The sequence below is a fragment of the Caballeronia humi genome, from assembly GCF_001544475.1.
Taxonomy (GTDB): domain Bacteria; phylum Pseudomonadota; class Gammaproteobacteria; order Burkholderiales; family Burkholderiaceae; genus Caballeronia; species Caballeronia humi.
The window spans coordinates 234,283-260,752 of record NZ_FCNW02000004.1 but is presented as its reverse complement, the minus strand read 5'-3'; the positions used below and the strand labels follow the sequence as shown (position 1 = coordinate 260,752).

General features: G+C 62.6%; 26 protein-coding genes. 19 read left to right on the top strand and 7 right to left on the bottom strand.

Annotated elements, in window-relative coordinates:
• From AWB65_RS07480 to AWB65_RS07465, 4 genes are all read right to left on the bottom strand, one after another.
• On the bottom strand, positions 1-1,464 hold the full coding sequence (locus AWB65_RS07480; protein WP_087666533.1) for an aldehyde dehydrogenase family protein: 1,464 nt from the start codon (positions 1,462-1,464) through the stop codon (positions 1-3).
• Positions 1,465-1,569: 105 nt separating this feature from the next.
• Positions 1,570-2,565 carry a hydroxyquinol 1,2-dioxygenase gene (locus AWB65_RS07475; protein WP_087666532.1) on the bottom strand — a complete coding sequence of 332 codons (996 nt, stop codon included), beginning with the start codon at positions 2,563-2,565 and terminating at the stop codon, positions 1,570-1,572.
• Between the two features lie 38 nt (positions 2,566-2,603).
• A complete protein-coding gene (locus AWB65_RS07470; RefSeq protein ID WP_087666531.1) occupies positions 2,604-3,095 on the bottom strand; it encodes a cupin domain-containing protein in 492 nt (163 codons plus the stop codon).
• Between the two features lie 163 nt (positions 3,096-3,258).
• Positions 3,259-4,224 carry a LysR family transcriptional regulator gene (locus AWB65_RS07465; RefSeq protein WP_087666530.1) on the bottom strand — a complete coding sequence of 322 codons (966 nt, stop codon included), beginning with the start codon at positions 4,222-4,224 and terminating at the stop codon, positions 3,259-3,261.
• A 141-nt stretch (positions 4,225-4,365) separates the two neighbouring features.
• On the opposite strand from AWB65_RS07465, the gene AWB65_RS07460 reads away from it, so the two are divergent.
• The 4 genes from AWB65_RS07460 (at position 4,366) to AWB65_RS07445 (ending at position 9,298) form a co-directional block, all read left to right on the top strand.
• Positions 4,366-5,487: a hypothetical protein gene (locus AWB65_RS07460; protein ID WP_087666529.1), complete on the top strand. Its 1,122-nt coding sequence runs from the start codon at positions 4,366-4,368 to the stop codon at positions 5,485-5,487.
• A 242-nt stretch (positions 5,488-5,729) separates the two neighbouring features.
• On the top strand, positions 5,730-6,848 hold the full coding sequence (locus AWB65_RS07455) for a catalase family peroxidase (protein WP_235007536.1): 1,119 nt from the start codon (positions 5,730-5,732) through the stop codon (positions 6,846-6,848).
• The gene (locus AWB65_RS07450) at positions 6,845-7,396 is read left to right on the top strand and encodes a cytochrome b (RefSeq protein ID WP_087666527.1); all 552 of its coding nucleotides are present in this window, start codon (positions 6,845-6,847) and stop codon (positions 7,394-7,396) included. Before AWB65_RS07455 ends, AWB65_RS07450 begins: the two co-directional genes overlap by 4 nt.
• 144 nt (positions 7,397-7,540) lie before the next feature.
• A complete protein-coding gene (locus AWB65_RS07445; RefSeq protein WP_087666526.1) occupies positions 7,541-9,298 on the top strand; it encodes a hypothetical protein in 1,758 nt (585 codons plus the stop codon).
• A 28-nt stretch (positions 9,299-9,326) separates the two neighbouring features.
• Here AWB65_RS07445 and AWB65_RS07440 read toward each other — a convergent pair whose 3' ends face one another.
• Positions 9,327-10,037, bottom strand: a complete 711-nt coding sequence (locus AWB65_RS07440) for an SDR family NAD(P)-dependent oxidoreductase (RefSeq protein ID WP_087666525.1) — start codon at positions 10,035-10,037, stop codon at positions 9,327-9,329.
• A 171-nt stretch (positions 10,038-10,208) separates the two neighbouring features.
• Between AWB65_RS07440 and AWB65_RS07435 the strand changes: the two genes are divergently transcribed.
• Positions 10,209-11,177 carry a LysR family transcriptional regulator gene (locus AWB65_RS07435; protein WP_087666524.1) on the top strand — a complete coding sequence of 323 codons (969 nt, stop codon included), beginning with the start codon at positions 10,209-10,211 and terminating at the stop codon, positions 11,175-11,177.
• A 6-nt stretch (positions 11,178-11,183) separates the two neighbouring features.
• Here AWB65_RS07435 and AWB65_RS07430 read toward each other — a convergent pair whose 3' ends face one another.
• The gene (locus AWB65_RS07430) at positions 11,184-12,335 is read right to left on the bottom strand and encodes a YbfB/YjiJ family MFS transporter (protein ID WP_087666523.1); all 1,152 of its coding nucleotides are present in this window, start codon (positions 12,333-12,335) and stop codon (positions 11,184-11,186) included.
• Positions 12,336-12,907: 572 nt separating this feature from the next.
• Between AWB65_RS07430 and AWB65_RS07425 the strand changes: the two genes are divergently transcribed.
• The 10 genes from AWB65_RS07425 (at position 12,908) to ppk2 (ending at position 23,677) form a co-directional block, all read left to right on the top strand.
• The gene (locus tag AWB65_RS07425; protein ID WP_087666522.1) at positions 12,908-15,229 is read left to right on the top strand and encodes a DUF3141 domain-containing protein; all 2,322 of its coding nucleotides are present in this window, start codon (positions 12,908-12,910) and stop codon (positions 15,227-15,229) included.
• Positions 15,230-15,274: 45 nt separating this feature from the next.
• Positions 15,275-16,213: a phosphate acetyltransferase gene (locus AWB65_RS07420; protein WP_087666521.1), complete on the top strand. Its 939-nt coding sequence runs from the start codon at positions 15,275-15,277 to the stop codon at positions 16,211-16,213.
• A 4-nt stretch (positions 16,214-16,217) separates the two neighbouring features.
• A complete protein-coding gene (locus AWB65_RS07415; RefSeq protein WP_087666520.1) occupies positions 16,218-17,396 on the top strand; it encodes an acetate/propionate family kinase in 1,179 nt (392 codons plus the stop codon).
• A 25-nt stretch (positions 17,397-17,421) separates the two neighbouring features.
• On the top strand, positions 17,422-18,204 hold the full coding sequence (gene fabI, locus AWB65_RS07410; protein ID WP_087666519.1) for an enoyl-ACP reductase FabI: 783 nt from the start codon (positions 17,422-17,424) through the stop codon (positions 18,202-18,204).
• Positions 18,205-18,246: 42 nt separating this feature from the next.
• Entirely contained in the window at positions 18,247-18,504 is a 258-nt protein-coding gene (locus AWB65_RS07405) for an RNA recognition motif domain-containing protein (protein ID WP_087666518.1), read from the top strand.
• A gap of 18 nt (positions 18,505-18,522) precedes the next feature.
• A complete protein-coding gene (locus tag AWB65_RS07400) occupies positions 18,523-19,542 on the top strand; it encodes a hypothetical protein (RefSeq protein WP_087666517.1) in 1,020 nt (339 codons plus the stop codon).
• Between the two features lie 21 nt (positions 19,543-19,563).
• A complete protein-coding gene (locus AWB65_RS07395) occupies positions 19,564-20,067 on the top strand; it encodes a hypothetical protein (RefSeq protein ID WP_087666516.1) in 504 nt (167 codons plus the stop codon).
• A 141-nt stretch (positions 20,068-20,208) separates the two neighbouring features.
• Positions 20,209-21,801, top strand: a complete 1,593-nt coding sequence (locus AWB65_RS07390; RefSeq protein ID WP_087666515.1) for an aspartate:alanine exchanger family transporter — start codon at positions 20,209-20,211, stop codon at positions 21,799-21,801.
• Between the two features lie 43 nt (positions 21,802-21,844).
• Complete coding sequence (locus tag AWB65_RS07385) at positions 21,845-22,840, top strand: 2-hydroxyacid dehydrogenase (protein WP_087666514.1); 996 nt, start codon at positions 21,845-21,847, stop codon at positions 22,838-22,840.
• Positions 22,841-22,864: 24 nt separating this feature from the next.
• Positions 22,865-23,677: a polyphosphate kinase 2 gene (gene ppk2, locus AWB65_RS07380; protein WP_087666513.1), complete on the top strand. Its 813-nt coding sequence runs from the start codon at positions 22,865-22,867 to the stop codon at positions 23,675-23,677.
• Positions 23,678-23,696: 19 nt separating this feature from the next.
• Here ppk2 and AWB65_RS07375 read toward each other — a convergent pair whose 3' ends face one another.
• The gene (locus AWB65_RS07375; RefSeq protein WP_087666512.1) at positions 23,697-23,882 is read right to left on the bottom strand and encodes a hypothetical protein; all 186 of its coding nucleotides are present in this window, start codon (positions 23,880-23,882) and stop codon (positions 23,697-23,699) included.
• 256 nt (positions 23,883-24,138) lie between these two features.
• Here AWB65_RS07375 and AWB65_RS07370 point away from each other — a divergent pair, with 256 nt between their 5' ends.
• From AWB65_RS07370 to AWB65_RS07355, 4 genes are all read left to right on the top strand, one after another.
• Positions 24,139-24,729 (top strand): CBS domain-containing protein, encoded by a 591-nt coding sequence (locus AWB65_RS07370; protein WP_235007535.1) that lies wholly within the window; start codon positions 24,139-24,141, stop codon positions 24,727-24,729.
• A gap of 180 nt (positions 24,730-24,909) precedes the next feature.
• A complete protein-coding gene (locus AWB65_RS07365) occupies positions 24,910-25,443 on the top strand; it encodes a DUF4142 domain-containing protein (protein WP_087666511.1) in 534 nt (177 codons plus the stop codon).
• Between the two features lie 7 nt (positions 25,444-25,450).
• On the top strand, positions 25,451-25,762 hold the full coding sequence (locus tag AWB65_RS07360; RefSeq protein WP_087666571.1) for a cupredoxin domain-containing protein: 312 nt from the start codon (positions 25,451-25,453) through the stop codon (positions 25,760-25,762).
• The gene (locus AWB65_RS07355; RefSeq protein ID WP_087666510.1) at positions 25,762-26,454 is read left to right on the top strand and encodes an RNA polymerase sigma factor; all 693 of its coding nucleotides are present in this window, start codon (positions 25,762-25,764) and stop codon (positions 26,452-26,454) included. Before AWB65_RS07360 ends, AWB65_RS07355 begins: the two co-directional genes overlap by 1 nt.
• Positions 26,455-26,470: the final 16 nt, after the last annotated feature.

Genomic DNA, 26,470 nt, shown 5'->3' with positions numbered 1-26,470 from the left:
TCAGCGCGGATAGTAAGGCGGAATGTTTGCATCGACATTCACCCAGACCGACTTCGGCTGCGTGTATTCGCGCATCACTTCGAAACCCATCTCGCGTCCATAGCCACTCGCGCCGACACCACCGAACGGCGACGCGGGACTCACGCGCTTGTAGCAGTTGATCCACACCATGCCGCTCCTCAACTGCCGCGCGAAGAGATGCGCGCGTTGCAGGTCGCGTGTCCACAAGCCCGCGCCGAGGCCGTATTCGGTGCCGTTCGCGATGGCGAGTGCTTCCTCGTCGTTGCTGAACGTGCTGACCGTGACGAACGGGCCGAACACTTCTTCCTGCGCAACGCGGTCGGTAGGCTTCGCGGAGACGATCGTCGGCTCGACGTAGAAGCCCTTCGCAAGCGCAGCGTTCGCGGGCGCCTTGCCGCCTGACAGCACGCATCCGCCTTGATCGCGTGCGACATCGACATACGAGAGCACACGGTCGCGATGCATCTGCGAAGTGAGCGGGCCCATCTCCGTGGAAGGGTCGAGTGGATCGCCGATCTTGATCGAGCGCGCGAGCGAGGTGAAGCGTTCGAGCAGTTCATCGGCGACGGATTCATGCACGATCAACCGCGACGCCGCGATGCACGCCTGCCCCTGGTTATGGAAGATACCGAACGCGGAGCCTTGCACGACCGCATCGAGATTCGAGTCGCTGAAGACTACGTTCGCGCCCTTTCCGCCGAGTTCCAGTTGCACCTTCTTCAGGTTGCCGCTCGACGCCTGCACGATCTTGCGGCCCACGGCGGTCGATCCCGTGAACGCGACCTTGCTGATCTCCGGATGTTCCGCGATGTATTGACCGGCCACGTAACCGAGCCCCGGCAGCACGTTCACGACGCCCGGCGGAAAGCCCACTTCAGCCATCAGTTCAGCGATAGCAAGACTGGAGAGCGGCGTGAGTTCCGCTGGCTTCATCACGACACAGTTGCCAGCGGCGAGGGCGGGCGCCATCTTCCAGCTTGTGAACATCAGCGGAAAATTCCACGGCACCACCTGCCCGACGATGCCGACGGGCTCGCGCGTCATGTAGTTCAGGAAGCCCGCTTCGACAGGGATCACGGAGCCTTCGACCTTGTCGGCCATGCCGCCGAAGTAACGGAACGTCGCGGCCGTGCGCGGCACGTCGAGGTTGCGCGTGTCACGGATCGGATGACCTGTGTCGAGCGATTCGAGGCGTGCGAGTTTATCCGCGTTCGCTTCGATCGCATCGGCGAGTTTGAGCAGCAGCCTGCCGCGCTCGGCTGCGGCCATACTGCTCCATTTCGGGAAAGCGGCCTTGGCTGCATCGACCGCGCGATCGATATCCGCGCGTCCGGCCATCGAGACTTGCGCGATGACCGAGTTGTCGTGCGGGTTGACGCTCGCGAGCGTTTCGCCGCTCAGTGCCGGAACGAAGCGGCCATCGATGAAGAGTTGCGTTTGCATGTCGGTCCTGCCTGAAGAATGCTTAAGACAAAGCGGTCCCCGCGACGCCGGTTCTCGGCGTCGTCGTTTCGATGCGGGGCAGGGAAGGGGTTAGCGCCGGGCGCTTTAGAGGGGCACCGGGTACGGCGGAAGTTCGCCGCTTTCGTAGCGCTTGGGCAGATCGGGCGTCGCGTTCTCCCACACGAGCAGCATGGAGCGCTTCTGCGAATACCCTTTGTGGCGAATATCGGCGGGCATCGCGGCGATGTCGCCCGCGTTCATCGTAATGCGCGCACGCGGCTCGCCGGTGTCCTTGTCGGCAACGTCCCAGATGATCTGGTCGGAGAGTTGCAGGAACCACTCGACGCGGTCGTTGCCATGAAAGACCGGCAGCACGAACTCCTCGGTCGTCGGGCAGAAGAGGCTCTGCTTGCACACCGACGTCACCGACGGATTCCACGTCACGTCGGAACGCGACAGGTACTTGAAAAGACTGAAGGCATGCAACTGGCCTTCGAAACCAGGCGCTGCGTGAATCTCGGGTTCGTCCTGCTCGATGTCGGCGAACTGGCGGTTGACGGGAAGATCGTCGCGCAATGGCGAGTCGCCTTCGAGCCCCGGCATGCGTTTTGTCGCAATACGCGTGCGGTCGATGGCGGCGATGTTGTCGCCGTGCTTGGCGCCGAACGCGGAGCCGGTTTCCTCGGGCGCGGCGAACGGATCGAAGCCTTCGTTGACCCAGTCCTTCAGGATCGCCTTGAAGGTCGCCATGATCACGGGTGTCTCGAACTGCTGCGTGTAGTCGACGCCCGCGTCCTTGAAGCTCGCGTTGTACGCGCCGGCGTACATGTCCACCTTGCCGTAATGATTGCGCGTGCCGATCACTTCATCGAAGTTGACCCAGCCGTAGAAGAAGCCCCATGCCACGTCGCGCATCATCGCGCGCAGGAAGTCGTCGGCGTGCATCTGGTGGGAGCGGGTCTGTCCGTTCGACGGCCACTTCACCGTGGCGAAATAGGCGTCGCGGCTGAATTCGAAACCACCGAGTTTGAAGGTGCGATAGCCGGTGACGCTGTCCGGGTCGGTCGCGACGACGTTCTGAAGAATGCTGGCTTGATCCATGATGTACTCCGAAAGGGGTGGCGTTGATTGCGTGTCGGTTACTGGATGCAGATGTCGGCCCACTTCTCGACCGAAGCCGACCCGAGGATCGTCTGCACCAGCAGCACACCCGCCTTCCGCGCTTCGAAGCGATACGCGGCGCCCGCGGGCAGCAGCGCCTGATGACCGCGGCGCAAGCGCACGAAACCCATCGACTGGCCCGAGGGTTCACCATCGAGTTTCACGGTGCCTTCCGTTTGTTCGCCGACGAGCGGACCATCGGACGGCTTGATGAAATGAACGTCGATCTCGCCATCGAGCGCAACCGCGAATTCATCGTGCGATGCCGTGAACCACGGCGAGGTGCCTTCCGCGCGCAACGTCTCGATCACATACTTGAGGTTCTTGCCGACGACGACCTTTTCGTACGGCGCCGAGGTGTTCGCAACCTCGAACACGTTCGACATCGCGTAGTGTCCGGGTTTGCCCTTGATGATTTCGATCGAGCCCTTGCGGTAATTGCCGAGGCTGCCGAGTTGGGTAGCTTGCATGTCTGTCTCCATTGCTCTGTTGATCTTCGTGAACGTGCTGCCTTGGAACGAAGATTAGGGCCGCCTGTGCGGCAAGGCAATGGAACGAGGGTCGCGTTTCGCGAACGCTGCGTACGTCGATTTCGACGCTAGGGAAACTACTGATATCAGGCGTTGCGAAGGCTCAGGCGTCGCCGAGTTCTTCGTCTACATTGCGGCTTTCGTCGTCGGACGGCGAGATGCCGAGCGCCTTGTCCCACTGGGGTTCGCGCAGATATCGCTCGCGCAGGAAGTCGACGAACGCCTTCACCTTGGTGGTCGATCGGTGCGACGCGGGATAGACCGCCGAAAGCCAAAGCGGCGGCGCCGCGTACTCGGGCAGCACGTGCACGAGCCGGTGTTCGAGGAGATCGGCGGCGGCGACCATCGTCGGAAGATAGGCGACGCCTGCGCCCGCGCGCGCGAATTCCAGGAGCAGGTGCACGCTGTTCGTCTTGAGCACCGGATTGAGCGAGACTTCATAGCACTCGTTGCCCTTCATGAGCGGCCACTTGTCGCCCCACGGATAATGCGAATAACGCGCGAAATCGTGACGTACGAGATCGAGCGGTGTTTCGATGACGGGTTCCTCCTTAAGGTACGCGGGCGCCGCGCACAGCACGCCGCGCACCGGAAACAGCTTGCGTTCAACCAGCAGGTTCGATGCGGGCGGATAGATCTGCAGCGCGAGATCGAGGCCTTCCTGGACGGGATCGATCACGCGGTCGTTGACGGTCACGACGAACTCGATGCGCGGATGCGCCTCGCGAAACGCGATCAGCGCCTCGGAGAAGTGCCCGAGCGCGAAGCCCGGCAGCACATGAACATTGAGCGTGCCGGAGAGCGACTGGGTCTCGGCGCTCGTGCGGCCCGACAGGTCGTGCACTTTGTTCACCAGTTGCACGCACTCGCGATAATAGGTTTCGCCGGCTTCTGAAAGGCGCACGGCGCGCGTCGAGCGATGAAAGAGCGCCACGCCGAAATGCTCTTCCAACTGCTTCACCCGCGACGTGACGACGGATTTCGCGACGCCTAGCTGCCGTGCCGCGCTGGCGAAGCTTTGTGCTTCGGCTGCGCGTACGAATGCCTCCATCGACATGAAGATGTCCACGCTGTCTCCACTATTTGATTTGTCCGAATGCCCCTTTCAGTTCCCAAGCGCGCACGGATGCCTAGAATAGCCGTAGATGGACTCATGCAGCAACGCCCAGGGAATGCAACGAACGTATCACGTAACGACCGCGAGGCCTTCATGATCCTCTATCCCGATCCACCCACGTCGCTCGCCGATTTTCCGGTGTCCGCGTTCCTGCTCTCCGGAGCGATAACGGTCACCTGTCCCCAGCCTACCTTTGGCAAGGAGCCCGCGGCGTTGATGCAACTCGTGCTCAAGCGGCGGCCCCCGTGGGAGAACGAATTCCGTCAGATCTATTCGGTCGCGCGTGCGCACCACGGCGGGTTCGAGGAGACGGTCAATGCGCTGCAGCCATTGGCGAAGTCGCTTGGCGTGCTCGCGCTCAGCTACGCAACCGATATCAAGGGACTCGAACATGGCGACGCGCTGTTGCAGGCAAGCGGCGCAAAGGCGGCCGAGTGGCAACCGCTGATCGGCGGCAACCGCGCTGCGACCGGCTTCTTCAGACACCTGTCCGAACAGTACCTCGACTTCGACAAGGATCTCGAAGCCCTCTATCGCTATTGCGATCACTTGTACAAGGAGAACCTCGTGCCGCTGACGCTGCTCAAAATCTACCTCACTAGACTCGCGTTCACGGACACGCTTCGCGAAATGCCGGACATGCCGCTGCTTCTGACGAACGAGCGACTCCCAGCGTTCCTCGCGCAGCTTCCGGTCGACGTCGACGTCGATGAAGCGGGCAAGGAAGAGGATCGGCACCGGTTGATTGCGTGGGAACTCTTTCAGCGTCTCGTGTCGCCTCGATTCGGCGTGCTGGATGCAAAAGGCGTCGAAGTGTTGCGCTCGTTGCACGAGAACAAGCGCGAGGAAATCGAGCGATTGCGGGAGCGCTGCAGTGTGATGGCTTACGAGGTCGCTCCGTCCGCAACGGCACCGGCATTCGAAAAAGTGATCGCCACCAAGGCATCAAAAGAGATCAGGGAACTGTTCGAGCTCGATAGCAAGACGAACCGGGAATATATCGCCGGAATCTTCTCCGATGCGAAGACCTGGGCCGCGTTCGCGGCAGCCGTCTCATTCCTGGTCAGCGGCGCGCCCTTGTTGCTGAGCGCAGGCGGCGCAATCAGCGCGCTGTCGCTCGTTGGGGCCAACGGGGTGAAGGTGGCGTACCAAAGGAAAGAGAAACTGCGCCAGAGCGACTTCGCGCTGCTGTATTCGATCGCGCGCATGCGCTGACGCTGCGCGCACGCATTTTTCGTCGGCAGTATCATCGGCGTCGATGCCGTTCATTCGCCATCGTGCATTCCGGCAAACCTCCGTTCGATCGGAATAACGGCCGCATGCGATTCGTTGATACTGGTTCAACGCACGATCCGCTCTCCATCGTGCGCTAAGAGGCGCAACCCAGCATCGCCATGTCACGCGACTGGCACCACGCGCCGCACTCAGCAACCTCGACGTGTACGAAGGAGCAGAAAGTGCCAGATAATGTGCGCGATTCGACTGGCGCCCAGCGGAAGCTGGGCGCCGGCGCAGTGGTGGTGAGGCTCGGCGTGATCGGCGGCGCGGTGTTCTGCGTGGCAGCGGCGTTCGCGTATGCGGGCGGCTGGCTCTCGCCGGGGCGCCTCACGCAGACGAAGATCGTCGCGGCCTTCGAGCAGGCGAACGGTCCGCATCCCGGTTTCCGTCGCAATCACGCGAAGGGGGTGTGCGCGACGGGTTGGCTCGACAGCAACGGGCAGGCGGCCGCGCTCTCGAAGGCGGCGCTCTTTGCGCCCGGCAAGGTGCCGGTCGTCGCGCGCATCGCGTATGCGGGCGGGCTGCCGTTCATCCCCGACGAGCCCGCCACGGTACGCAGTCTCGCGCTGCGCTTTCTTTCCCCTAACGGCGAGGAATGGCGCACCGGGATGATCAATATCCCCGTCTTCCCGGTGATGACCGCGCAGGCGTTCTACGATCAACTGGTCGCATCGAAGCCGGACCCCGCGACCGGCAAGCCCGATCCCGCAAAAATGGACGCGTTCGCCGGCGTCCATCCGGAATTCGTCGCTGCGATCAAGCTCATCAAAGCCCGCCAGGTGTCGTCAGGATTCGCCGATGCCACGTACAACGCGCTCAATACGTTCCGCTTCGTCAACGCGGAGGGCGTGTCGACGCCGGTGCGCTGGTCCGCCGTGCCGCTTCAGCCGTTCGCGCCGGCAGCCGCGGGTGGCGCAACGGCCGACAAGAACGCGATGTTCGATGCCCTCATCGCCGAGGTGGCGAAGCATCCGGTGCAGTGGCGGCTGATGATCACGGTGGGCCAGGAGGGCGACCCGACCGCGGACCCGACGCGGCCGTGGCCCGCCGATCGCAAGCAGATCGACGCGGGCACGGTAACGATCGACAAGCTTTCGAGCGAAGACGACGGCCCTTGCGTCGACGTGAATTACGACCCGATGGTCCTGCCCTCCGGCATCACCGCATCCGACGATCCGATCCCGAGTGCGCGTTCAGCGGCCTACGCGCGTTCGTTCACGTTGCGCGAAGGCGAGCGCAAAGAGAAACCACCGAGTGCGGTCACGCCGCAGGAAGTCAGCGCGGGAGGCCAGTCATGAGCACGAGCACTGCAAGCACACGTTTCGCCGCGTCGTCGCGCTTACTTCACTGGCTGATGGCCGTGCTGATCCTCGCGATGCTGTTCATCGGCGTGGGGATGGCGGCGTCCGCATCGCCTCGCTATGCGACGCTGGTGTCGATTCACAAGCCGATCGGCATCGCGATACTGATCCTCGTCGCGATCCGCCTCGTGAACCGCTTGTTCAACCCGCCGCCGCCGCTTCCCGCGGACATGCCGGCCATTCAGCGTTTTGCCGCGCATGCATCGCACTGGGTGCTCTATGCGTTGATGTTCCTGTTGCCGCTGATCGGTTGGGGGATGCTATCGGCGGGCGGTTACCCGATCGTTCTGTTCGGACCGCTGCAACTGCCGCCGATACTGGCGCAGAACGCCACCGTCTACGCGACCCTGCGTCAACTGCATACGATTCTCGCGTACCTGTTGTTCGCGACATTCCTGGTGCACTTCGCGGCGGCTCTGTTTCATGGGCTGATCCGACGCGATGGTGTACTCGAAAGCATGCTGCCGGGACGCTCTGGGAAGTAGCGAGATTTCTTAAGGGTCGCTTGCTGCGGCCCTTAAGAACGTAAGCATGCTCTTTCGCTCAGCCAATGACTTGACAGTGAGATATTAAGCGTCAATGCTGCGCGGGGTGATTGCATTCACCCATCGCGCAGAACGATCGTGCAGATGAGGCTCGTTGCCGCGCAATTGATTCGCTTTCCAGACGTACGACTCAACGACCTTGGAATCGAATTCATGATCACGACGCGCAAACTCGTCGATCGCTTGATTACGCTAGCCGATATAGCCGCGGTAATCGGCCTCGTGGCGGTATTTGCGGGGAGTGTCGGGCTGATTCTGACGAAGCCGCCGGTCGTATGGGTCGACGTCGTATATGACGACGCGTATTATTATCTGGGCATCGCGCGCAATGTCGTTGAAAGCGGGGTGAGTTCGTTTCTGCCGCCCTTCAAGACAAATGGATATCAGCCGTTGTGGCTCGCGCTGATATCGGCATCGGCTTATCTGTTTGGCACGTCCGTCACGTCGATGGCCGCGCAGGTTTGTACGTTGTCGTTCCTCTTCATCTTCTTCTTTCTATTGGTTTCGAAGCTTCGCTACGGGGTGATTTTCCCGGCTGCGGCGTGCATCGGCTATCTTCCTTTTGTCATGGCGCATAGCATGGAAACCGCCATGCTACCGCCGCTTTTCATTCTCTTTCTAAGTCGCAGCACGTGGAAATGGCGCGGCGTATTCGGTGCGCTGCTGTTCCTTGCGCGGCTCGATGCACTGAGCCTGATCATTGCAAAAGACATCGTCGATCTCGTTCGGTACAAGAAGGCCGATTTCAGGAAATACGCGATCATTGTTCCCGTAATCGCAATTTACGCGTGGATCAACTACAGCCAGTTCCATAGTATTTTCCCCGTATCCGGTCTCGCGAAATCGATCGGCAACGTGACGGGCCAGAACGTCGCAGTTGCGGTATTTCATCTCACCGCCATGTTCTTTGCAATAGCGATCGCGGCGGGCATCGCGATCTACGCTGCCGTGACGAAGCTGCGCCCGCGCCTTCAATTTCCCGATGAACTTGCGACGTGTTTCATCGCGCTCGTAATGTGCGTCGTGTATTACCTCGTTAATTCGGGCTGGCCGGTCTGGCCTTGGTACTACTGGCCGGAATTCCTGCTGACCTACTATCTGATTCTCGAAGCCGTGGAGATCATACGAGCGCATTCATCGACGCTGCAAACGAGGCGCTGGTACGCGTTGACGCTGCTCGTCGTTGCGCTCTTTGCGCTCGTGCGTCCGGCATTGAGTTTCCCGCTTTACCGAATGAATTTTCTCAGGCTTTCATATGCCGACCGGGGCGCTAAATACGATGCCTTCGGCGCCGAGAATGTCAGGCTGGTGCAATACCTGCATAACAAGGGCATCGCGCCGGGCACCTTCTTCGCGATGGGAGATCGCGGAGGATCGTTCGGCTTTTTCCTTGGCAACGAATACCGTTTCCTGCACACCGAGGGGCTCGTCGGCTCGTATGGCTACTACGAGGCCTTGCGTGCGGATGAAGGGCGCGAGTATGTCGATGGCCTCGGCCTCGACTACCTCGTCGTAGACCGGCAGAATTACCTGAATGAAGGCAATGTGATCGGCGTCATCGAACCGGTGATGCCGCTTTCGGCGAGATCGGGCGTCTACCTTCTTTGTTTCGATAAAAGCGCGATCCAGTTCACGCAGGAATATCGTTCGCAGACGCGCTACCTGCTCGATTACAGGAAGCGCGTCGCGTGTCCCGCTGGTATGACGAACCAATTCACTGCGCTGAAGAATCACTACGGTGCGGTCGTCCGATACACGTTCCCCGTGGAGTTGAAAAACCGTCACGACTTGATGTATCGTCTGCTGGGTTTGCCGTACTGCACGACGCGCAGAAATTGCTGATCGGGTGACGGCGCTTTCAGCCGCCTCTTCAATGCCCCGCGCTTTGCCCACCGTCCACGTGGAGAATTTCCCCCGTCACGAACGGAGCCGAGTCGAGATACAGGACCGCGTTCACGATATCGCTCATCTCGCCCATATGTCCGACCGGATGAAGCGCGTCGAGCGCCGCATGCGTCTCGACCGCGTGCATCGGCGACTTGATGATTCCCGGCGACACCGCATTCGCCCGGATGCCTGCCTTCGCGTACTCGATCGCCAGCGACTTGGTGGCCGAATTGAGACCGCCCTTCGTGAGCGAGGCCAGCACGGAGGGCACGCCGGCGACCGCATGATCGACAAGGCTCGTCGTGATCTGCACGACGTGGCCGCTCGAACGCTTCTCCATCTCCGCGATGGCGAGCTGCGTGATGTGGAAGAAGCCGTTCATGTTCACGTTCAGCACCGCGGCGTAGTCTTCCTCGGTGTACTGCGTGAACGGCTTCGCGATGAAGATGCCCGCGTTGTTGACGAGCGTATCGATGTGTCCGAAGCGCGCGATGCCTTCGGCGATTACGCGCTTCGCCACTGCGCGGTCGCCGATGTCGCCGGCTACCGTAACCACGTTCGGATCGTCAACCGGCTTGATCGAACGGGCCGTCGCGATCACACCGTAACCGTGCTCGCGGAACGCCTTGACCAGTTCACCGCCGATTCCTTGCGATGCACCCGTTACCACGACGACTTTTTGCGTATTGCTCATGATGAACCTCGAATGTAAGTTGGTTTGTAGCGGATCGGGCCCGCGGCCTCGATGGGTTCCAATTTAGACTTGTCGAAGCGGGTTGCGTACACACGCGGTGGACTAACAGTATTGAGTGGCGGTAACAAATCGATCTGCACGATCGTTTCAATTTCGATACGCTTTCGCATCATGGACACCATTCGCTACATGAAAATCTTCATCGAGGTGGCGGAGTCGGGAAGCTTCACGGCCGCCGCCAATCAGCTCGATACCACCACGGGCTACGTCTCGCGTTGCCTTTCCGAACTGGAAACGCACCTGCGCACGCGGCTTCTCAACCGCACGACGCGGCGTATCGCGCTGACGGAAGCCGGAGAGCGTTACCTGAACCGATGCCGCGCGATCGTCGCCTCCGTGGCGGAGGCCGAGGCCGAAGCGTCCGATGCGCACGCGAACCCCGTCGGCACGCTGCGCGTGCACGCGATGTCGAGCATCGGGCAGAACTATGTGGTGCCGGCGATCGCCGCGTATCAGGCGCGCTATCCGTCGGTGACGGTGGATCTGACGCTATCGCAGAACGTGCCCGATCTGCTGGAGGAGGGATACGACGTCGCGGTGCGCGTGTCGCCCGACGCGCTGCCCGATTCGAACTACATCTCGCACAAGCTCGGCTCGATGCATAGCGTGCTGTGCGCGGCGCCGTCTTATCTGGCGGCGCACGGTACGCCCGAGACCGTCGAGGCGCTGGCGGAGCACGTATGCCTGCAAGTCGCGATGCCCATGTTTCCGTCGAGGAGCTGGCTCCTTTTCGGGCCGGAGGGCGCGCGCGAAGTGCATCTGCCAATGGCGCGCTTTCGCGTCAACGTGCCGGATGCGATGGCCGTCGCGCTTCAGGAAGGGATGGGCATCGGCGCGCTGCCGACGCTCACGATCCGGTCGCTCTTTCGCAACGGCTCTCTCGTGAGAGTGCTGCCCGGCCACTATCTGCAGCCGCTCAACATCTACGCGATGTACGCGTCGCGCCAGTTTCTCGATGCGAAGATCAGGACGTGGATCGAGTTCCTGCGCGAATGGATCGCTGAAGCGCTCAGCGCCGACAACGTCATGCTCGAAGGCAAAGACGCTGCGGCGCCGTTGAAGGCTGCTCCGGATGCGTGAGAGGGATCATCGCGTGCACGCAATCGCCGCGAGCACCAGCGCGACGCCTGCGGCGGCGAGCGGCTGATTGAACGAGTGCGTATGCGCGAAGAGGCTGTTCGCAACGAGCGGCCCGACGATCTGCCCGACGCCATACGCCGCCGTCATCACGGCGATGAGGTTGAAGCGAACCGTCGACGCGACGCGTCTTGCCGCCGGCATCGCGATCGTCACCGTTCCCACGAACGTGCCGCCGACGAGGATCGCGCTGCCGAGAAACGCGATGGCGCTCGCGTCGATTGCTGGCAAGATCACGCCTATCGCCTGCACCAGCAGATTCGCCGCGAGTGCGGCGCGGCTGCCGAGCTTCTGGTGCAGCCAGTGCCACAGGAAGCACGACGGCGCCGCGCCGAGCCCGAACGCCGCCCACACGTGCACCGGATTCGTATTCGCGAGCGCTTCCTTCACGAGCAACGGCAGATAGGTCGCGGTGACGATATAGCCGAATCCCGCGAGGCCGTAAATCAGCACGAGGCTGCGCGCACTGAGGATCGATTGCTGTTGCCTGCCTGCGTCAGCGGGTGCTTCACTGGCTTCGCTCGTGATCTGGCGCGAGAGCGTCGGCCCGGCGACGACGCACAGTATCAACGCGACCGCCGCGAGCAGTGCCCACAAGCCCGCGCCGTTCAGGCCGACGCGCCCGCCGAACGCGATGATCTCCGCCGATGTCACGATGCCCACGCCAACGCCTGCATACAGCACGGGTGCGCCCTGGTGATATCCGATCACATGAAAGAGCCAGATCGAAGCGGCCACAAGCGCGACGGCGCTCAACGCGCCCGCAACGAACCGCACGCCGATGATGTAAGCCGTGCCGAAATGCAACGACAGCGCGGCGAGGCAGGCGATGGTTCCGATCATCGCAAACTGGGCGAGCCGCGCTGCGTGCCTGTTGTCGAACCGCGCGGCGAGGATTGCGCCAAGCAGATAGCCCGCATAGTTCGCCGATGCAGCGAGCGACCCTCCGGCGACGCTGATCGCGCCTTCCCTGACCATCAGCGGATACATGCCGGTGAAGGCGAAACGTCCGAAACCCATGCCCACAGCGAGAACGAGCGCGCCCGCGAGGGTCGCCAGAAGCGGCGCGCTCGTGTTTGATCCTGCAAATGACTTGTCCATTGGACGTTCCTCCCTTGTGTCCGTAACCATGTGGATCATTATTCATGCGCAATCGGCGGGAACAATGCTCGGGCGGTGAAAGGACTGTTTACTGGAGGGAGCCGGAGGTTCCCGCGGGCGGACAGGACGGAGTTTCAACGCGGCGGAACAAGTGCTGTCCGGTGACGGAATATATTCAGGCAATCACCATGCACAAAGGACAACCTCGCTTGATTGCCCCGGTCGAATGGTATAGAACTGACGATGCGGTCACCAAAACCTCGACACGGAGCCGAATCGGGCACGGAGGCGCCCACCGTCTTCCGGCCGCGACTGGAAACGCTGATCTGAGTCAAGTATTCGAGACGCTCTTCAGCCATAGTTTCCGCCTGCATATCGAAACATCGAATCATCGAAACGGGTCTCGCCGAACACGCGGTAGCTTAAAAACGAGTCGCGAAGTCGCAGGGCACTGGGGCGCCGTGAGTGACGCACCCTTGCCCCTTGACGTTCCGACTTCCGAGGACAGCGCGAGCCCGATGGGCGCGCGTGTCGTCCGGTTTGCAGCTCTTGCCGATACCGAGGCTCACGCCATGGATGCCAGCACGCCGCTCGCCCGCAGTCACGAGATCAGCAGGAAGGTCGCGCTCGTGTTCCAGAAGCGCATGGAGAATGCGCAGACGCACTTCCGGGAGCGGCTCTCCGATGCCGCCGGCCCTGACGCAACACGCGGTGTCCTGGCGCTTTCCCCCGCATCGTTCGACCCGTTGGCGGGCTACCGTTACGCACTCGACGCGATGCAGCGCTCGATCCTCTTCTGGGACACGCTGCGCGAACGCGGCACCGCCTTCGTCGAGCAATCGGCGAGCGGACTCAAGCCGGCGCTCCATTTCGACTACGACACGATCCTCGACGGCCGCACCTTCGCGCGCCCCGTCAACTACGCGCTGCTCAAGATCAAGCCGCCGCCCGGCGTGACGATCTCCGACGAGCGCCGCCCCTATCTGATCATCGATCCGCGCGCCGGCCACGGACCGGGCATCGGCGGCTTCAAGGACGATTCGCAGGTTGGCGTCGCGATGCGGGCGGGGCATCCCGTCTATTTCGTCGTGTTTTATCGCGATCCCGAGCCGGGCCAGACGCTCCTCGACGTATGCGCCGCCGAAGAAGAATTCGTGCGCAAGGTGCGGGCGCTGCATCCGGAGAGCCCGCGGCCCGCGATCATCGGCAATTGCCAGGGCGGCTGGGCCGCGATGATGCTCGCCGCCTCGAACCCCGACGACACCGGGCCGATCGTCATCAACGGCGCGCCGATGTCGTACTGGAGCGGCGCCTGGAGCGAAGGCGAGGGCGACAATCCGATGCGCTACTCGGGCGGCATGCTGGGCGGAACGTGGCTCGCGTCGCTCACGGCCGACCTCGGCAACGGCAAGTTCGACGGCGCGCATCTGGTGCAGAACTTCGAGAACCTGAACCCGGCCAACAGCTTCTGGGACAAGTACTACCACCTGTACGCGAATATCGATACCGAGCCGCCGCGCTTCCTCGATTTTGAGCGCTGGTGGGGCGGCTATTATCTGATGAACCGCGAGGAGATCGAGTGGATCACGCGCAATCTGTTCGTCGGCAACAAGCTCTGGTCCGGCGACGTGAAGGACCCGGCGGGCAAGGGCTTCGATCTGCGCAACATCAAGTCGCCGATCGTCCTGTTCGCCTCGATGGGCGACAACATCACGCCGCCGCAGCAGGCGTTCAACTGGGTGGCCGATCTCTACGGCAGCACGGAGGAAATCAAGGCGCGCGGGCAGGTAATCATCGGGCTTCTGCATAAAAGCATCGGGCATCTGGGGATCTTCGTGTCGGGCAAGGTCGCGCAGCGCGAGCACACGCAGATCGTCTCGGTGCTGAAGACGATCGAGTCGCTGCCGCCCGGCCTCTATGCGATGCAGATCACGGAGCGCAAGAACGAGCGCGGCGAGACCGAATGCGAAGTCGATTTCCATGAGCATCGTCTGGAGGAGATTCTCGAGCGGCTGAATCGGTTCGAGCGCGTCGACGAGAAGCCGTTCAAGGCCGTGGCCGAAGTGTCGGACTTCAATCAGCGCGCGTACGAACTCTTCGTACAGCCGTACGTACAGGCGACATCGAACGACTTCACGGCGCAACTATCACGCGCATTCCATCCGCTGCGCTTTCAACGCTGGGCCTTCTCCGACATGAATCCTTGGCTCGCGTGGCTCGGCCCTGCGGCCGCGTCGATCAAGGCGGCGCGCAAGGACCCCGTGGACTCGGGGCCGTATCGCGACGTCGAGAAGGCGGGGTCGGAACTCGTCAGCGCGTCGATGGATTTCTACCGGGCGATGCGCGATGCGGCCACCGAAGCGGCGTTCTTCATGTGCTACGGCAACATGGCCGCGAAAGATCGCGCAGATACAACGCCAGCGCCCGCTGCGGCGGACGTCGTGCCGGACCCGCGTGAGTTGCCGTTCGTGAAGGAAGCGCTCGATGCCATATCGGAAGGCGGCTACGCGGAAGCGTTCGCACGCATGGCGTTCCTGCTCAAACGCCACGGCGAGCCGATTCCGCTCGCGCGACTCGTGCTGCAACAGGAACTCGCGAACGATTACGCGGAATTCCTGCCGAACTTGCAGCCCGATCAATGGCGGCGCATTCGCGGCGAGCAGGAGATCATCGCGCGTTACGAACCGGAGCAGGCGCTTGTCACGTTGCCGAAATTGCTGGCGGACCGCGTCGAAAGGAAACGCATCCTGACGCTGCTGGACAGGCTCGTTACCGACGAACGCGTGCAGCGCGGCCAGCCGACCGACGAACAGCGCGCGATGCTCGAACGGATTCGCACCGTGCTGCTCGGCAAGGCCGCACGCGAGCCGCGCGCGACGACGCTCGCGCGTTGAAATGCTGCCATCATCACGTTATCTCACCTCTCCCAGGAATCCGCCGTGGAACGTGAACACGCGAAGTACAAGAAGCTCATCGAGTTTTGCAGATCGCTCGAACCCGTACCGACCGCGATCGCGCATCCGTGCGATCAGAGCTCGCTCGAAGGCGCGATCCAGGCGGCGCAGAACGGACTGATCGCGCCGATCCTCGTCGGGCCGCGCGCGCGCATCGAGGCGGTGGCGGCAGAGCACGGCATCGATATCGCAGGCTATCCAGTCGTCGATGCGGCCTTCAGCCATGCCGCGGCGGCGGCTGCGGTCGATCTCGTGCGCGAAGGCAAGGCCGAGGCGCTGATGAAAGGCAGCCTGCATACCGACGAACTGATGGGCGCGGTCGTGCGCCGCGAGACGGGGCTGCGCACGGCGCGACGCGTGAGCCACTGCTTCGTGATGGACGTGCCCGGCTACGAAAACGCCCTCATCATCACCGACGCGGCCGTCAACATCGCGCCGACGCTCGAAGAAAAAGTCGACATCCTGCAGAACGCCATCGATCTCGGGCACGCGCTGAACTTTCAGGAAGTGCGGGTCGCGATTCTCTCTGCGATGGAGACGGTCAATCCGAAGGTGCCGTCCACCATTGAAGCCGCCGCGCTCTGCAAGATGGTGGATCGCCATCAGGTGACCGGTGCCCTCGTCGACGGACCGCTCGCGCTCGATAACGCCATCGATCCCGAAGCGGCCCGCATCAAGCAGATCGATTCACCCGTCGCGGGACGCGCGAACGTGCTGCTCGTGCCAGATCTCGAAGCCGGCAACATGCTGGCGAAGAGCCTGTCGTTTCTTGCGGGAGCGGACGCAGCCGGCATCGTGCTCGGGGCGCGGGTGCCGATCATCCTGACGAGCCGTGCCGATTCGCTGATGACGCGGCTCGCTTCCTGCGCGGTGGCGGCGCTCGTCGCGAAGGCGCGCCGCGAAGGCGGCAAGGCGCTGGGGTGAGCTCATGACCGACGCCATTCTGGTACTCAATGCGGGATCGTCGAGCATCAAGTTCCGCGTGTTCGCGATGAAGGGCGCCGCGCCCGAACTCGTCATGCGCGGGCAGGCGGAAGGACTGCACACGGCGCCCGCCTTCAGCGCGTTCGACAGCGCGGGCAAGCAAATCGGCGAACAAACGTGGGAGAAGGGCACCGCGATCGGACATGAAGGCGCGATTGCGTGCATCGGCGACTTTTTGCGCGGCCATCACGAAGGCTACGAACTGATCGCGGTCGGGCATCGCGTCGTGCATGGCGGCGAGGTATTCACGCAGCCCGTGCTCGCCACGCCCGAAGTGCTTGCGAAGCTCGACGAACTCGTGCCGCTCGCGCCGCTGCATCAGCCGCACAACCTGGAGCCGGTGCGGATCATCGCGAGGCGTCGTCCGGAATTGCCGCAGGTTCTGTGCTTCGATACGGCATTTCATCGTGCGCAGCCGGAAGTGGCGCAAGCGTTCGCGCTGCCGGAGAAGATCACCTCGCGCGGCGTGCGGCGTTACGGCTTTCACGGCTTGTCGTATGAATATATCGCGAGCGTGCTGCCCGAATTTGCGCCCAGCGCCGCGACGGGGCGCACGGTCGTCGCGCATCTCGGCAACGGCGCGAGCATGTGCGCGATGGCGGCGAGCAAGAGCGTCGCGAGCACGATGGGCTTCACAGCCGTCGATGGCCTGCCGATGGGCACGCGCTGCGGCAGTCTCGATCCCGGCGTGATCCTCTATCTGATCGATCAGATGGGCATGGACGCGCGCGCGATCGAGAACCTGATCTACAAGGAGTCGGGGCTGCTCGGGGTATCGGCGGTGTCGAGCGACATGCGTGAACTGCTCGCGAGCGACGATCCTCGCGCACGCTTCGCGGTGGAGCTGTTCGCTTACCGCATCGGTCGCGACCTCGGCTCGCTTGCGGCGGCGCTTGGCGGCATCGATGCACTCGTGTTCACCGCGGGCATCGGCGAGCATGCGCCGGCGGTCCGCGAGCGCGTGTGCAAGAGCGCGGCGTGGCTCGGCATCGAACTGGATGCGCAGGCGAACTCGCGCGGCGGGCCGTGTATCAGCACGGCATCGAGCAAGGTGTCGGCGTGGGTGATCCCGACCGACGAAGAGCTCATGATCGCGCGCCACACGCAGGCGACGATCGGCTGAATCCGACATCGACTAGGAGCCTCACATGACCGTGGAAATCCCTCGCCCGATCCTGAAGGACAAGAAAGCGCTCGTCACGGGAATCGCGAACGAGCACTCGATTGCCTACGGGTGCGCGAAGGCGTTTCGCGAGCTGGGCGCCGACCTGGCGATCACTTACGTGAACGAGAAGGCGAAGACCTACGTCGAGCCCCTCGCGCGCGAACTGGAAGCGCCGATCCTGATGCCGCTCGACGTCTCGCAGCCGTCCGATCTCGACGCGCTCTTCGCACGGATACGCGAGGAATGGGGCAGGCTCGATATCCTCGTTCATTCCATCGCGTGGGCGCCGAAGGAGGACCTGCAAGGCGGCCTGCTCGATAGTTCGGCCGAAGGCTTCGCGAAGGCGATGGACATCTCCTGCCATTCGCTCGTGCGCATGGCGCGGCTCGCGGCGCCGCTCATGACGGACGGCGGTACGATCCTCACGATGAGCTACCACGGCGCGACCAAGGTAGTGCCGAACTACAACCTGATGGGACCGGTGAAGGCGGCGCTCGAAGCATGCGCCCGTTATCTCGCGTACGAACTCGGATCGAAGGGCATCCGCGTGCATGCGATCTCGCCGGGACCGCTCAAAACGCGGGCCGCGTCGGGCCTGAAGGATTTCGACTTGCTGCTCAACGAAGCCGCACAGCGGGCGCCGCTTGGCGAGCTGGTCGACATCATGGACGTCGGCTTTACGTGTGCGTTCCTTGCGACGCCTTATGCGCGGCGCCTGTCGGGCGAAACACTGTACGTCGACGGCGGGGTGCACATCATGGCCTGACGGCCGTGCTGCAATGTCAATAAAAGAGAGAGGGGTTTGATTATGGCCGAGCTTTGGATAGGCAATGTAGCGGACGATGTAACCGACGAAGAGATCAAGGAATTCCTGATCCGCTATGGCTTTCCTGCATTCGACGAAATCCAGCGCGTTCCGGGTGCCGGTTCGCGGCCTGCGGTGCTGCTGACTTTCAACAACGTCGAGCCGCATTCGCTGCGCAGTCTCGAAGGGCGGGTTCACAACTTGTTCTGGAAGAACCGCACGATCAACGTCAACGTGGTGCCGCCGCGCGAAGAAGAGTAGAGGCGGCAGGAGAGCGACGTGGGCATTCTGAGCTGGCTTGTCGGCGGCAAGCACGAGAGCGAGGCGTGCGCGGACGCGCGCGTGACGGACGCGCTCGCGCGCATCGTGCGGCTCGATCCGCAGCTTCGGCTTGTCGACAAGTACGAAGGGCGCATGGCTCAGGCGCTTGCTACTTGCATCGGCTATGTCGATGGCCTTGTCGGCGCGTTGCCCGATCCGATGAATGCGAGCGCCGAGGCGTGGTCGTGCGACCCGTCGATGCATGCGTTCTTCGCGACGCCCGGCGACGTCGCGCCCGTGCTGAGCCGCTCGACGGAGTTGCGGTCCTGCTTCGAGCAGAACCCGGACCTCACGCACGTTCATGCGGTGCTCAGCATGGCAATGATCGAGCGCCGCGTGCTGGGCGTCGCGTGGGTGGGCGAGCATGCGCGTCCCGATGTCGCGCAGACGACCATCAGTTTCGACGATCACCGTATAAAGATTTGCGCGCGCACCGACACTGAACTGCGCGAGGAGATCGTGCGGCGCGCGGTCGATCAACTGGCGCTCGACGGGCTGCAAGGCGTCGCGGGCGATGCATCGAAGCGAGAAGTGCTGGAAGAGGAGCGCGCGCTACTCAAGGCGCGCTTGCAGTTGCTCGAACGGCAGGGCGTGGGTACGCGCTCGGTGTTCGGCAACGAAGCCGCGCTCGACGCGGGCGAGATCGCGCGGTTGCAGGCGCGCATCGAAGAGAACAGCCAGACGCTTGCGGGCCTCGGCCTGCCGATGGACGCGCTCGAACGCAAGTTCGAATATGTACGCAGCGTGCTGGCCGAGCCGCAGGGGCGGGCATTCGTCGAGGTGAAGCGATTGCGGCTCGACCGGATGAACGTCGTGATGGACGACACGTGCACGCAACCGGGCGACGACATCGAGTTCCGGATCGCACACATTCCAGGCACGCCGCCGGAGACGCGGGCGTTTTCGCTCGTGCGCACCGCACGGGCCGGTTTGCTGCCGGCGAAGAGCCGTCTCGACGAGGCGGCGCGGCTGATTTGATTCGATCGCGGGAGAGACGTGATGCAGAGCCGTATCGCCAGATTGATTGTCTGCGCGGGGGCGTTGGCGCTCTTTGCCTGCGCTCAGCCGTATCAGCAGGTCGAGCCGGGCGCGGATCAGTCCGCGTTGGTCGCGAAGCTCGGACCGCCCAAAGAAACCTACGATCTCCCCGGCGGCGGCAAGCGCCTCATGTGGCCGACCCAGCCAATGGGCACGACCACGACCGCCGCCGACGTTGATGCATCGGGCAAGGTGGTAAGCGTTCGACAAGTGTTGCAGGAGAGCGAGTTCTACCGCGCGGAAGTCAACAAGTGGACGCGTGAGGACGTGCTCATGAACTTCGGCCGTCCGTTCGAGACATCGTATTTTTCGCGAATGAAACGGGACGTCTGGTCTTACCGGTATGTGGAAAACAACATCAATCACCTGATCTTCAACTTCTATTTCGACGATCAGGGCGTCTTGAGGCAAACGCAGAAATCGCCTGATCCGATGTACGATCCGAGCCGGCGCGGCTTGTTCTAGCAATTCCGCAGCATTGTCTTTTAAGGGTTTTGCACCTAAATTGTAAACGCGCCTTCGGGCTGCATCTTCAGGTCATCGAGAAGCTTCATGCGCCGCCGGGTTTCTGGCCGCGTCCTTTCTTGCTCATCGAAGGGTACTGTCATGGATGCAGTCAGGATGTTGCTCGAATCCCAGCCGCTGCTCACGCTCTTCGTCACGGTCGCGCTCGGCTATGTCGTCGGCGAGATCAGCGTCAAGGGCGTGGCGCTCGGCTCGGGCGCGGTGCTCTTCGTCGGGCTCGCGATCGGCGGGTTTGCGCCGAAGTCCGCGCCGCCCGCGCTGCTCGGCACGCTTGGGCTGCTGCTCTTCCTCTATGGCATCGGCATCCAGTATGGCGACCAGTTCTTCAAGGGCCTTACCAGCGCCGACGGCCTCAAGGCCAACATCGCCGCCGCGCTTGGCGTGATCGCCTCCGGGCTCCTGGCGATCGCGTTCGTGCCGCTCTTCGGCGTGAAGCTCGACGAATCGCTCGGCCTCTTCGCCGGGTCCGGCACCAGCACGGCGAGCCTGCAAGCCGCGATGGCCGCCATGAAAAGCGACGGCGCGACGGTCGGCTACAGCGTCGCGTATCCGTTCGGCGTCGCGGGGCCGATTCTTTTCCTGTATGTCCTTAGCGCGCTGCTGAAGCCGCATATCGAGCGGCCGCCGCCGAAGCTCATCGAAACCGCCGAGATCGCGTTGCGCAATCCCGAGTTCATCGGTTCACGCCTGGCCGATGTGAAGACCCGCATGCCGGCGGGCATCGCAATCGCCGCCGTGCGTCGCGAGCACCACAATCGCCCGCCGACCGACGATCTCGTCCTGCAAGCCGACGACGTCCTGCTTGCGACCGCCACCGATCCCGCCGCGCTGCAAAGAGCCATATCGCTCTTCGGCGAGTTGCAGCCGGGGCGCATGACGAGTCATCGCGAGGATTTGGACTACGGGCGCGTGTTCGCCTCGAGCAAGCTCGTGGTGGGACGCATGCTGCGCGATATCCGGTTCCCGGAGGGCGTCGTCTGCACGATCGCGCACGTGCGCCGGGGCGATGCCGACCTGATGCCGAATCAGGACCTCATTCTCGAATTTGGCGACCGCGTAGGCTTGCTTGCGAACCGCGCGCACATGAAGCCGCTGCGCGCGTTCTTCGGCGATTCGATCAAGGGAACAGCCGAGTTGAGCTTCATCTCGATCGGCGTCGGCGCGGCGCTCGGGCTCCTGGCCGGCGCGATTCCATTGCCGATTCCCGGCGTCGGCAAGCTCGCGCTTGGGCTCGCGGCGCTGCTGCTGGTCGCGCTCGTATTGGGGCGCGTGCGTCGCGTCGGCCCGTTCGTCTGGACGATGCCGCTTTCCGCGAACCTGGTCCTGCGCAACTTCGGCCTGACAATCTTTCTCGCGCAAGTGGGCATCGCCTCGGGGCCGAAGTTCTTTGCGACCATCGGCGTGGCGGGTTTGTCGTTCCTGTTGTACGGCGTGGCCATTGCACTCGCGCTCCTCATCGTCACGGCGATCTTCTGCCTGTGGGTCTTCAGGCTGCCGTTCGACATGACGGTCGGCATACTCAGCGGCGCGACGGGCAATCCGGCGATCCTCGCCTTCGCGAACCGCGTCGCGCCGACTGATGCACCGGATGTAGGCTATGCGATGATCTTCCCGTCGATGACCGTCGTGAAGATCCTGTTCGTACAGATCGCCGCTGTGCTCGCGAGCGGATAGCTTGGCACGTTCACGCCGGATTCAAGAACTTCGGAGGCACTCGATGGAAATCGCCGTCTTCAGCGCGAAGCCCTACGATCGCGAATATCTCGATGCCGCGAATGCGGCGCACACCCATCGTCTCAAGTACTACGAGGTCCCGCTCGACGACGAGACCGTGAGTCTCGCGGCGGCCCACGGCGCGGTGTGCATCTTCGTCAACGACCATGCGAATGCGGCGGTGCTCGAAGCGCTTGCGAAGGGCGGCACGAAGCTCGTCGCGCTACGCTGCACCGGCTTCAACAACGTGGACCTGAGCGCCGCGCGCGCGCTCGGCATCAAGGTAGTGCGGGTGGTCGACTACTCGCCGAATTCCGTCGCGGAGCACGCCGTCGCGCTGCTGATGGCGATCAACCGCAAGATCCACCGCGCCTACAATCGCACGCGCGACTTCAACTTTTCGCTCGACGGCTTGATGGGCTTCGACCTGTGCGGAAAGACGGTCGCGGTGATCGGCACGGGCAAGATCGGACGCGTCTTCGCGAAGATCATGCTCGGCTTCGGCTGCGACGTGATCGGCTACGACAAGTTTCCATCGCCGGAATTCGAGGCGATGGGCGCGCGCTATGCGGAGCCGGGCGAGATCGGTTCGAGCGCGGACATCATCTCGCTGCATTGTCCGCTCACGCCCGATACATATCACATCATCGATGCCCATACGCTTTCGCGCGCCAAGCGCGGCGCGCTGCTGATCAACACGAGCCGCGGCGGGCTCATCGATACGGAAGCCGTCATCGATGCGCTCAGAAGCGGCCAGTTGGGCGGTCTTGCGATCGACGTGTACGAGCAGGAGGCGGGGCTCTTCTTTCGCGACCTCTCCGGCACGATCATCACCGATGACGTGCTGCAACGGCTCGTCACGTTCCCCAACGTGATCCTGACCGGGCACCAGGCGTTCCTCACGCGCGAGGCGGTGACGACCATCTGCGAGACGACGCTGCAAAGCGTGACGGAGTTCGAATCGGGCGCGCCGCTGACAAACGAGATCGACGCGAGCTGAAGGCTTGACATCGGAGGCACGGACATGTCGAAGAAACGGGGTAAAGAGGCGCCTTCGCAAGGCGATGCGCTGAGCTACAAGGATTACACGAAGGCGTTGCTGCCCTTGCATGCGGAACTCGTGAAACTGCAGGAATGGGTGGTGCAAAAGCGCAAGAAGGTGTGCATCGTCTTCGAAGGACGCGACGGTGCGGGCAAAGGCGGCGTCATCAAGGCGATCACCGAGCGCGTGAGTCCGCGTGTGTTTCGCGTGATCGCGCTGCCGGCGCCGACCGAGCGTGAGAAAAGCCAGATGTATGTGCAGCGCTATTTGCCGCATCTGCCGGCGGCGGGCGAGGTCGTCATCTTCGATCGAAGCTGGTACAACCGGGCCGGCGTCGAACGGGTCATGGGCTTCTGCTCGGAAGAAGAAGCGGAGGCGTTTCTAAATGCGATTCCGCTGGTCGAGCGCGCAATCGTCAATTCCGGCGTGCTCCTCATCAAGTACTGGCTGGAGGTCACCGAAGAAGAGCAGACGCGCAGGCTGGAGGCGCGCATCAACGACGGACGCAAGGTCTGGAAGCTCACCGACATGGACCTGCGGTCGTACAGCCGCTGGTACGACTATTCGCGCGCCCGCGATGCGATGTTCAAGGCATCGGACACGGAAATCGCACCGTGGTCCGTCGCGATATCGAACGACAAGCGCCGCGCGCGGCTCAACATCATCAGCGATCTGCTCGGCAGGATCCCCTATGAAGCGATGCCGCGCAAGCGCGTGAAGTTGCCCAAGCGGCAAGCGTCCGATGGCTACACGGCGCCTGATTATCCGTTCAAATTTATCACCGAAGAGTTCTAAGCGCGCTGCGGGTTCGCTTTCAGGTAATAAGCGGAACCGCTTCAATCAGCATGAAACCGAGCAACGCGCCGATTGCCGCACCGATCAGCTTCGGGTGCCATCGATCGAGATGCACCGCGGCAAGCAGCGCGCCGATGAATATCACACCAAGCAGCGCGCACACGATGATCAGATAACCCATTTCGAAGTCGCTGTTGATAAGCATGGTCGTCTCCCTTCAAGCCCCGACGGTTCGATTATAGATCACAATGTGATATATATGACGGCTGTCGCGTCGTCGTTCGTTTCAGGGTTGCAGGCCGTGCCATGCGACACGCCAACACTCAAACCCCCGCAAAATCGTGCGTTTCCGCTGCGACTGCGGGAAAACGCTAATGACGTTTTATCCGGCGCGCTGCGCGCAAGCGTGTCACGTTGTGATACGTTTACATTACACATGGTTGACGCTGGACGAGGCGAACATGGCAGTCGGTTCCAGTTTTACGAGGTGGCTGACGAGTGTGCGACGCGCCACCGCACAGCTCGATGCGGGTCATTCTTTTCGCAACGAGCTACACACTTCCGGGCTGGACCCGGATCGCGTGGAATTGCTGCGTGAGAGGCTGGAGCAGCAAGCCTATTTCAGGCGGCTGATGGAAATGACTTGCGGGGAGGTCATGCGAGCCCCCGTCACGAGCGTGACCGGCGATCAGACCATTGGTGAAGCGCTGGGTCTGCTGGACAAACGCCGGGTCAAGCTGCTGCCGGTAATCGATTCTGAACATCGCCTGATCGGCGTGGTCACGCGCGCGGATCTTCAACCGCTTCCCACTGGCATTCGGAGCGACGCAACCGACCAGGCGGAGCGCGAAAGGAGGGCGCTACCGGTTCGCAGCGTGATGTCGACGGCCATGACCACCGTCGATGCAGCGACACGCGTCTCCGACGTCATCCATCGCTTCACGGCCAAAGGGCATCATCACATGCCTGTAGTGCTCGACGATAACGAACTCGTCGGGATGCTGACGCAGTCGGACATCGTGGCCGTGATGTGTCGCAAGAGGGAGTTTTGACGCGCGGGAGCCAGGGCCCTACTCTGCAGTCGCCTACATACCACAGCGCTTGCTTCTACGCTTCTGTCGTTAGCCTTGGGAACAGCGCTTTTTCTCGTGACATCCAATCCCATAGAAAGCCCGAATGGCAATCTCGCCGCGCGGGCCGAGCACGATGCACATCGCTCCCGGAGACAGGTCATGAGACTCAGCAGAATCCCCATGCTTGCGACGTTGGCGCTATCCAGCACGCTATGCGTAGCGCAGAGTTCGCAACCCACCGATCCACAAATCGCGGCCATCGTGGTGACCGCGAATCAGGTCGATATCGATGCCGGCGAGCTGGCGAAGTCGAAGAGCCGGTCGAACGACGTCAAGGCGTTTGCGCAGCAGATGATCACCGACCATAGTGGCGTCAACAAGGCCGCCACCGACCTCGTTCAGAAGCTCGGCGTGAAGCCCGAAGACAACCCGACGAGCCAGAGCCTCAAGCAAGGCGGCGATGCAAATCTCGCCAGTCTCAAGGCGCTCAAGGACAAGCCGTTCGATCGGGCGTACATCGCTCATGAGGTCGCGTATCACGAGAGCGTTTTGAGCGCGCTCGACAAGACCCTGATCCCGAGTGCGCAGAACGGAGAGTTGAAGGCGCTTCTCGTCAAGGTGCGGCCGGCTTTTGTCGCGCACCTTGAACATGCAAGGCATCTGCAGGCTGAACTGGGCAAGAGCGGTGGTTGATCGCGCGATGATTCTGGCCGTTGCGCTTGCTGTGTCTTGTGACACGACGCTGGCCGAGTCCGAAACGCACGTCGTCGTGATCGAGCAGATGCGCTTCGATCCCGCGACGCTGACGGTGCGGCCGGGCGATCGCGTCGTGTGGATGAACAAGGACCTGTTTCCCCACACGGCGACCGCACCAACGAAGGCGTTCGATTCGCACAGCATCGCGCCGAACGCATCGTGGAGTTATGTCGCCGGCCGGGTGGGAAGTTATCCGTACGTGTGCGACTTCCATCCCACGATGCATGGTACGTTGACCGTCCAGAAGGCCCCGTGATGGAAAGAGCCGCATTACCTTCGACCCCTCCCGCCATCGACGACCTGTCGATCGTCTCCCGCATTCGCGCGGGCGATCGCGCGGCGTTCGAACTGCTGATGCGCCGCCACAACCGGCGTCTGTATCGATTGGCACGCGCCACGCTGCGTGACGAGGCGGAAGCCGAGGACGCGTTGCAGGACGCGTACCTGTCGGCCTATCGATCGATCGGCCAGTTCCGCGGCGACGCGGCGCTCGTGACGTGGCTGTCGCGTCTCGTGCTCAATGAATGCTTTGCCCGCTTGCGCCGGACAGCCAGGCGTCAAAGAGTGATCCCAATGGTGGAATGGACCACCGATGTCGAGGTCGACGCAATGGCACAGGCCGAAGATCACGCCAGTTCTCCCGACAAGGCAGCGGCGACCGCAGAAATGCGCGCGTTGCTGGAGCGCAAGCTGGACGAGATGCCGGAAGTGTTTCGCGTCGTGTTCGTGCTGCGTTCGGTCGAGGAGATGAGCGTCGAGGAAACTGCGCTGTGTCTTGGGATTCCCGAGGCCACGGTGCGCAGCCGGCATTTTCGCGCGAGGAGCTTGCTGCGCGAATCGCTCGCGAGGGATATCGATCTCGCTGAGCCAGGTCTGTTCGAATTCTGCGGTGCGCAGTGCGATCGTGTGGTGGCCAGCGTGCTGCATCGACTTGGCGAAGAGAGTTGAACAGCACGCCCGACTT

What these genes read in the sequence shown, in the direction of transcription:
- AWB65_RS07355 (WP_087666510.1), top strand. Translation starts at nt 25,762, where the DNA reads ATGGAAAGAGCCGCATTACCTTCGACCCCTCCCGCCATCGACGACCTG.
- AWB65_RS07390 (WP_087666515.1), top strand. Translation starts at nt 20,209, where the DNA reads ATGGATGCAGTCAGGATGTTGCTCGAATCCCAGCCGCTGCTCACGCTC.
- AWB65_RS07405 (WP_087666518.1), top strand. Translation starts at nt 18,247, where the DNA reads ATGGCCGAGCTTTGGATAGGCAATGTAGCGGACGATGTAACCGACGAA.
- AWB65_RS07360 (WP_087666571.1), top strand. Translation starts at nt 25,451, where the DNA reads ATGATTCTGGCCGTTGCGCTTGCTGTGTCTTGTGACACGACGCTGGCC.
- AWB65_RS07365 (WP_087666511.1), top strand. Translation starts at nt 24,910, where the DNA reads ATGAGACTCAGCAGAATCCCCATGCTTGCGACGTTGGCGCTATCCAGC.
- AWB65_RS07445 (WP_087666526.1), top strand. Translation starts at nt 7,541, where the DNA reads ATGAGGCTCGTTGCCGCGCAATTGATTCGCTTTCCAGACGTACGACTC.
- ppk2 (WP_087666513.1), top strand. Translation starts at nt 22,865, where the DNA reads ATGTCGAAGAAACGGGGTAAAGAGGCGCCTTCGCAAGGCGATGCGCTG.
- AWB65_RS07370 (WP_235007535.1), top strand. Translation starts at nt 24,139, where the DNA reads ATGGCAGTCGGTTCCAGTTTTACGAGGTGGCTGACGAGTGTGCGACGC.
- AWB65_RS07440 (WP_087666525.1), bottom strand. Translation starts at nt 10,037, where the DNA reads ATGAGCAATACGCAAAAAGTCGTCGTGGTAACGGGTGCATCGCAAGGA.
- AWB65_RS07435 (WP_087666524.1), top strand. Translation starts at nt 10,209, where the DNA reads ATGGACACCATTCGCTACATGAAAATCTTCATCGAGGTGGCGGAGTCG.
- AWB65_RS07385 (WP_087666514.1), top strand. Translation starts at nt 21,845, where the DNA reads ATGGAAATCGCCGTCTTCAGCGCGAAGCCCTACGATCGCGAATATCTC.
- AWB65_RS07395 (WP_087666516.1), top strand. Translation starts at nt 19,564, where the DNA reads ATGCAGAGCCGTATCGCCAGATTGATTGTCTGCGCGGGGGCGTTGGCG.
- AWB65_RS07480 (WP_087666533.1), bottom strand. Translation starts at nt 1,464, where the DNA reads ATGCAAACGCAACTCTTCATCGATGGCCGCTTCGTTCCGGCACTGAGC.
- AWB65_RS07375 (WP_087666512.1), bottom strand. Translation starts at nt 23,882, where the DNA reads ATGCTTATCAACAGCGACTTCGAAATGGGTTATCTGATCATCGTGTGC.
- AWB65_RS07430 (WP_087666523.1), bottom strand. Translation starts at nt 12,335, where the DNA reads ATGGACAAGTCATTTGCAGGATCAAACACGAGCGCGCCGCTTCTGGCG.
- AWB65_RS07415 (WP_087666520.1), top strand. Translation starts at nt 16,218, where the DNA reads ATGACCGACGCCATTCTGGTACTCAATGCGGGATCGTCGAGCATCAAG.
- AWB65_RS07460 (WP_087666529.1), top strand. Translation starts at nt 4,366, where the DNA reads ATGATCCTCTATCCCGATCCACCCACGTCGCTCGCCGATTTTCCGGTG.
- AWB65_RS07470 (WP_087666531.1), bottom strand. Translation starts at nt 3,095, where the DNA reads ATGCAAGCTACCCAACTCGGCAGCCTCGGCAATTACCGCAAGGGCTCG.
- fabI (WP_087666519.1), top strand. Translation starts at nt 17,422, where the DNA reads ATGACCGTGGAAATCCCTCGCCCGATCCTGAAGGACAAGAAAGCGCTC.
- AWB65_RS07425 (WP_087666522.1), top strand. Translation starts at nt 12,908, where the DNA reads ATGGATGCCAGCACGCCGCTCGCCCGCAGTCACGAGATCAGCAGGAAG.
- AWB65_RS07450 (WP_087666527.1), top strand. Translation starts at nt 6,845, where the DNA reads ATGAGCACGAGCACTGCAAGCACACGTTTCGCCGCGTCGTCGCGCTTA.
- AWB65_RS07475 (WP_087666532.1), bottom strand. Translation starts at nt 2,565, where the DNA reads ATGGATCAAGCCAGCATTCTTCAGAACGTCGTCGCGACCGACCCGGAC.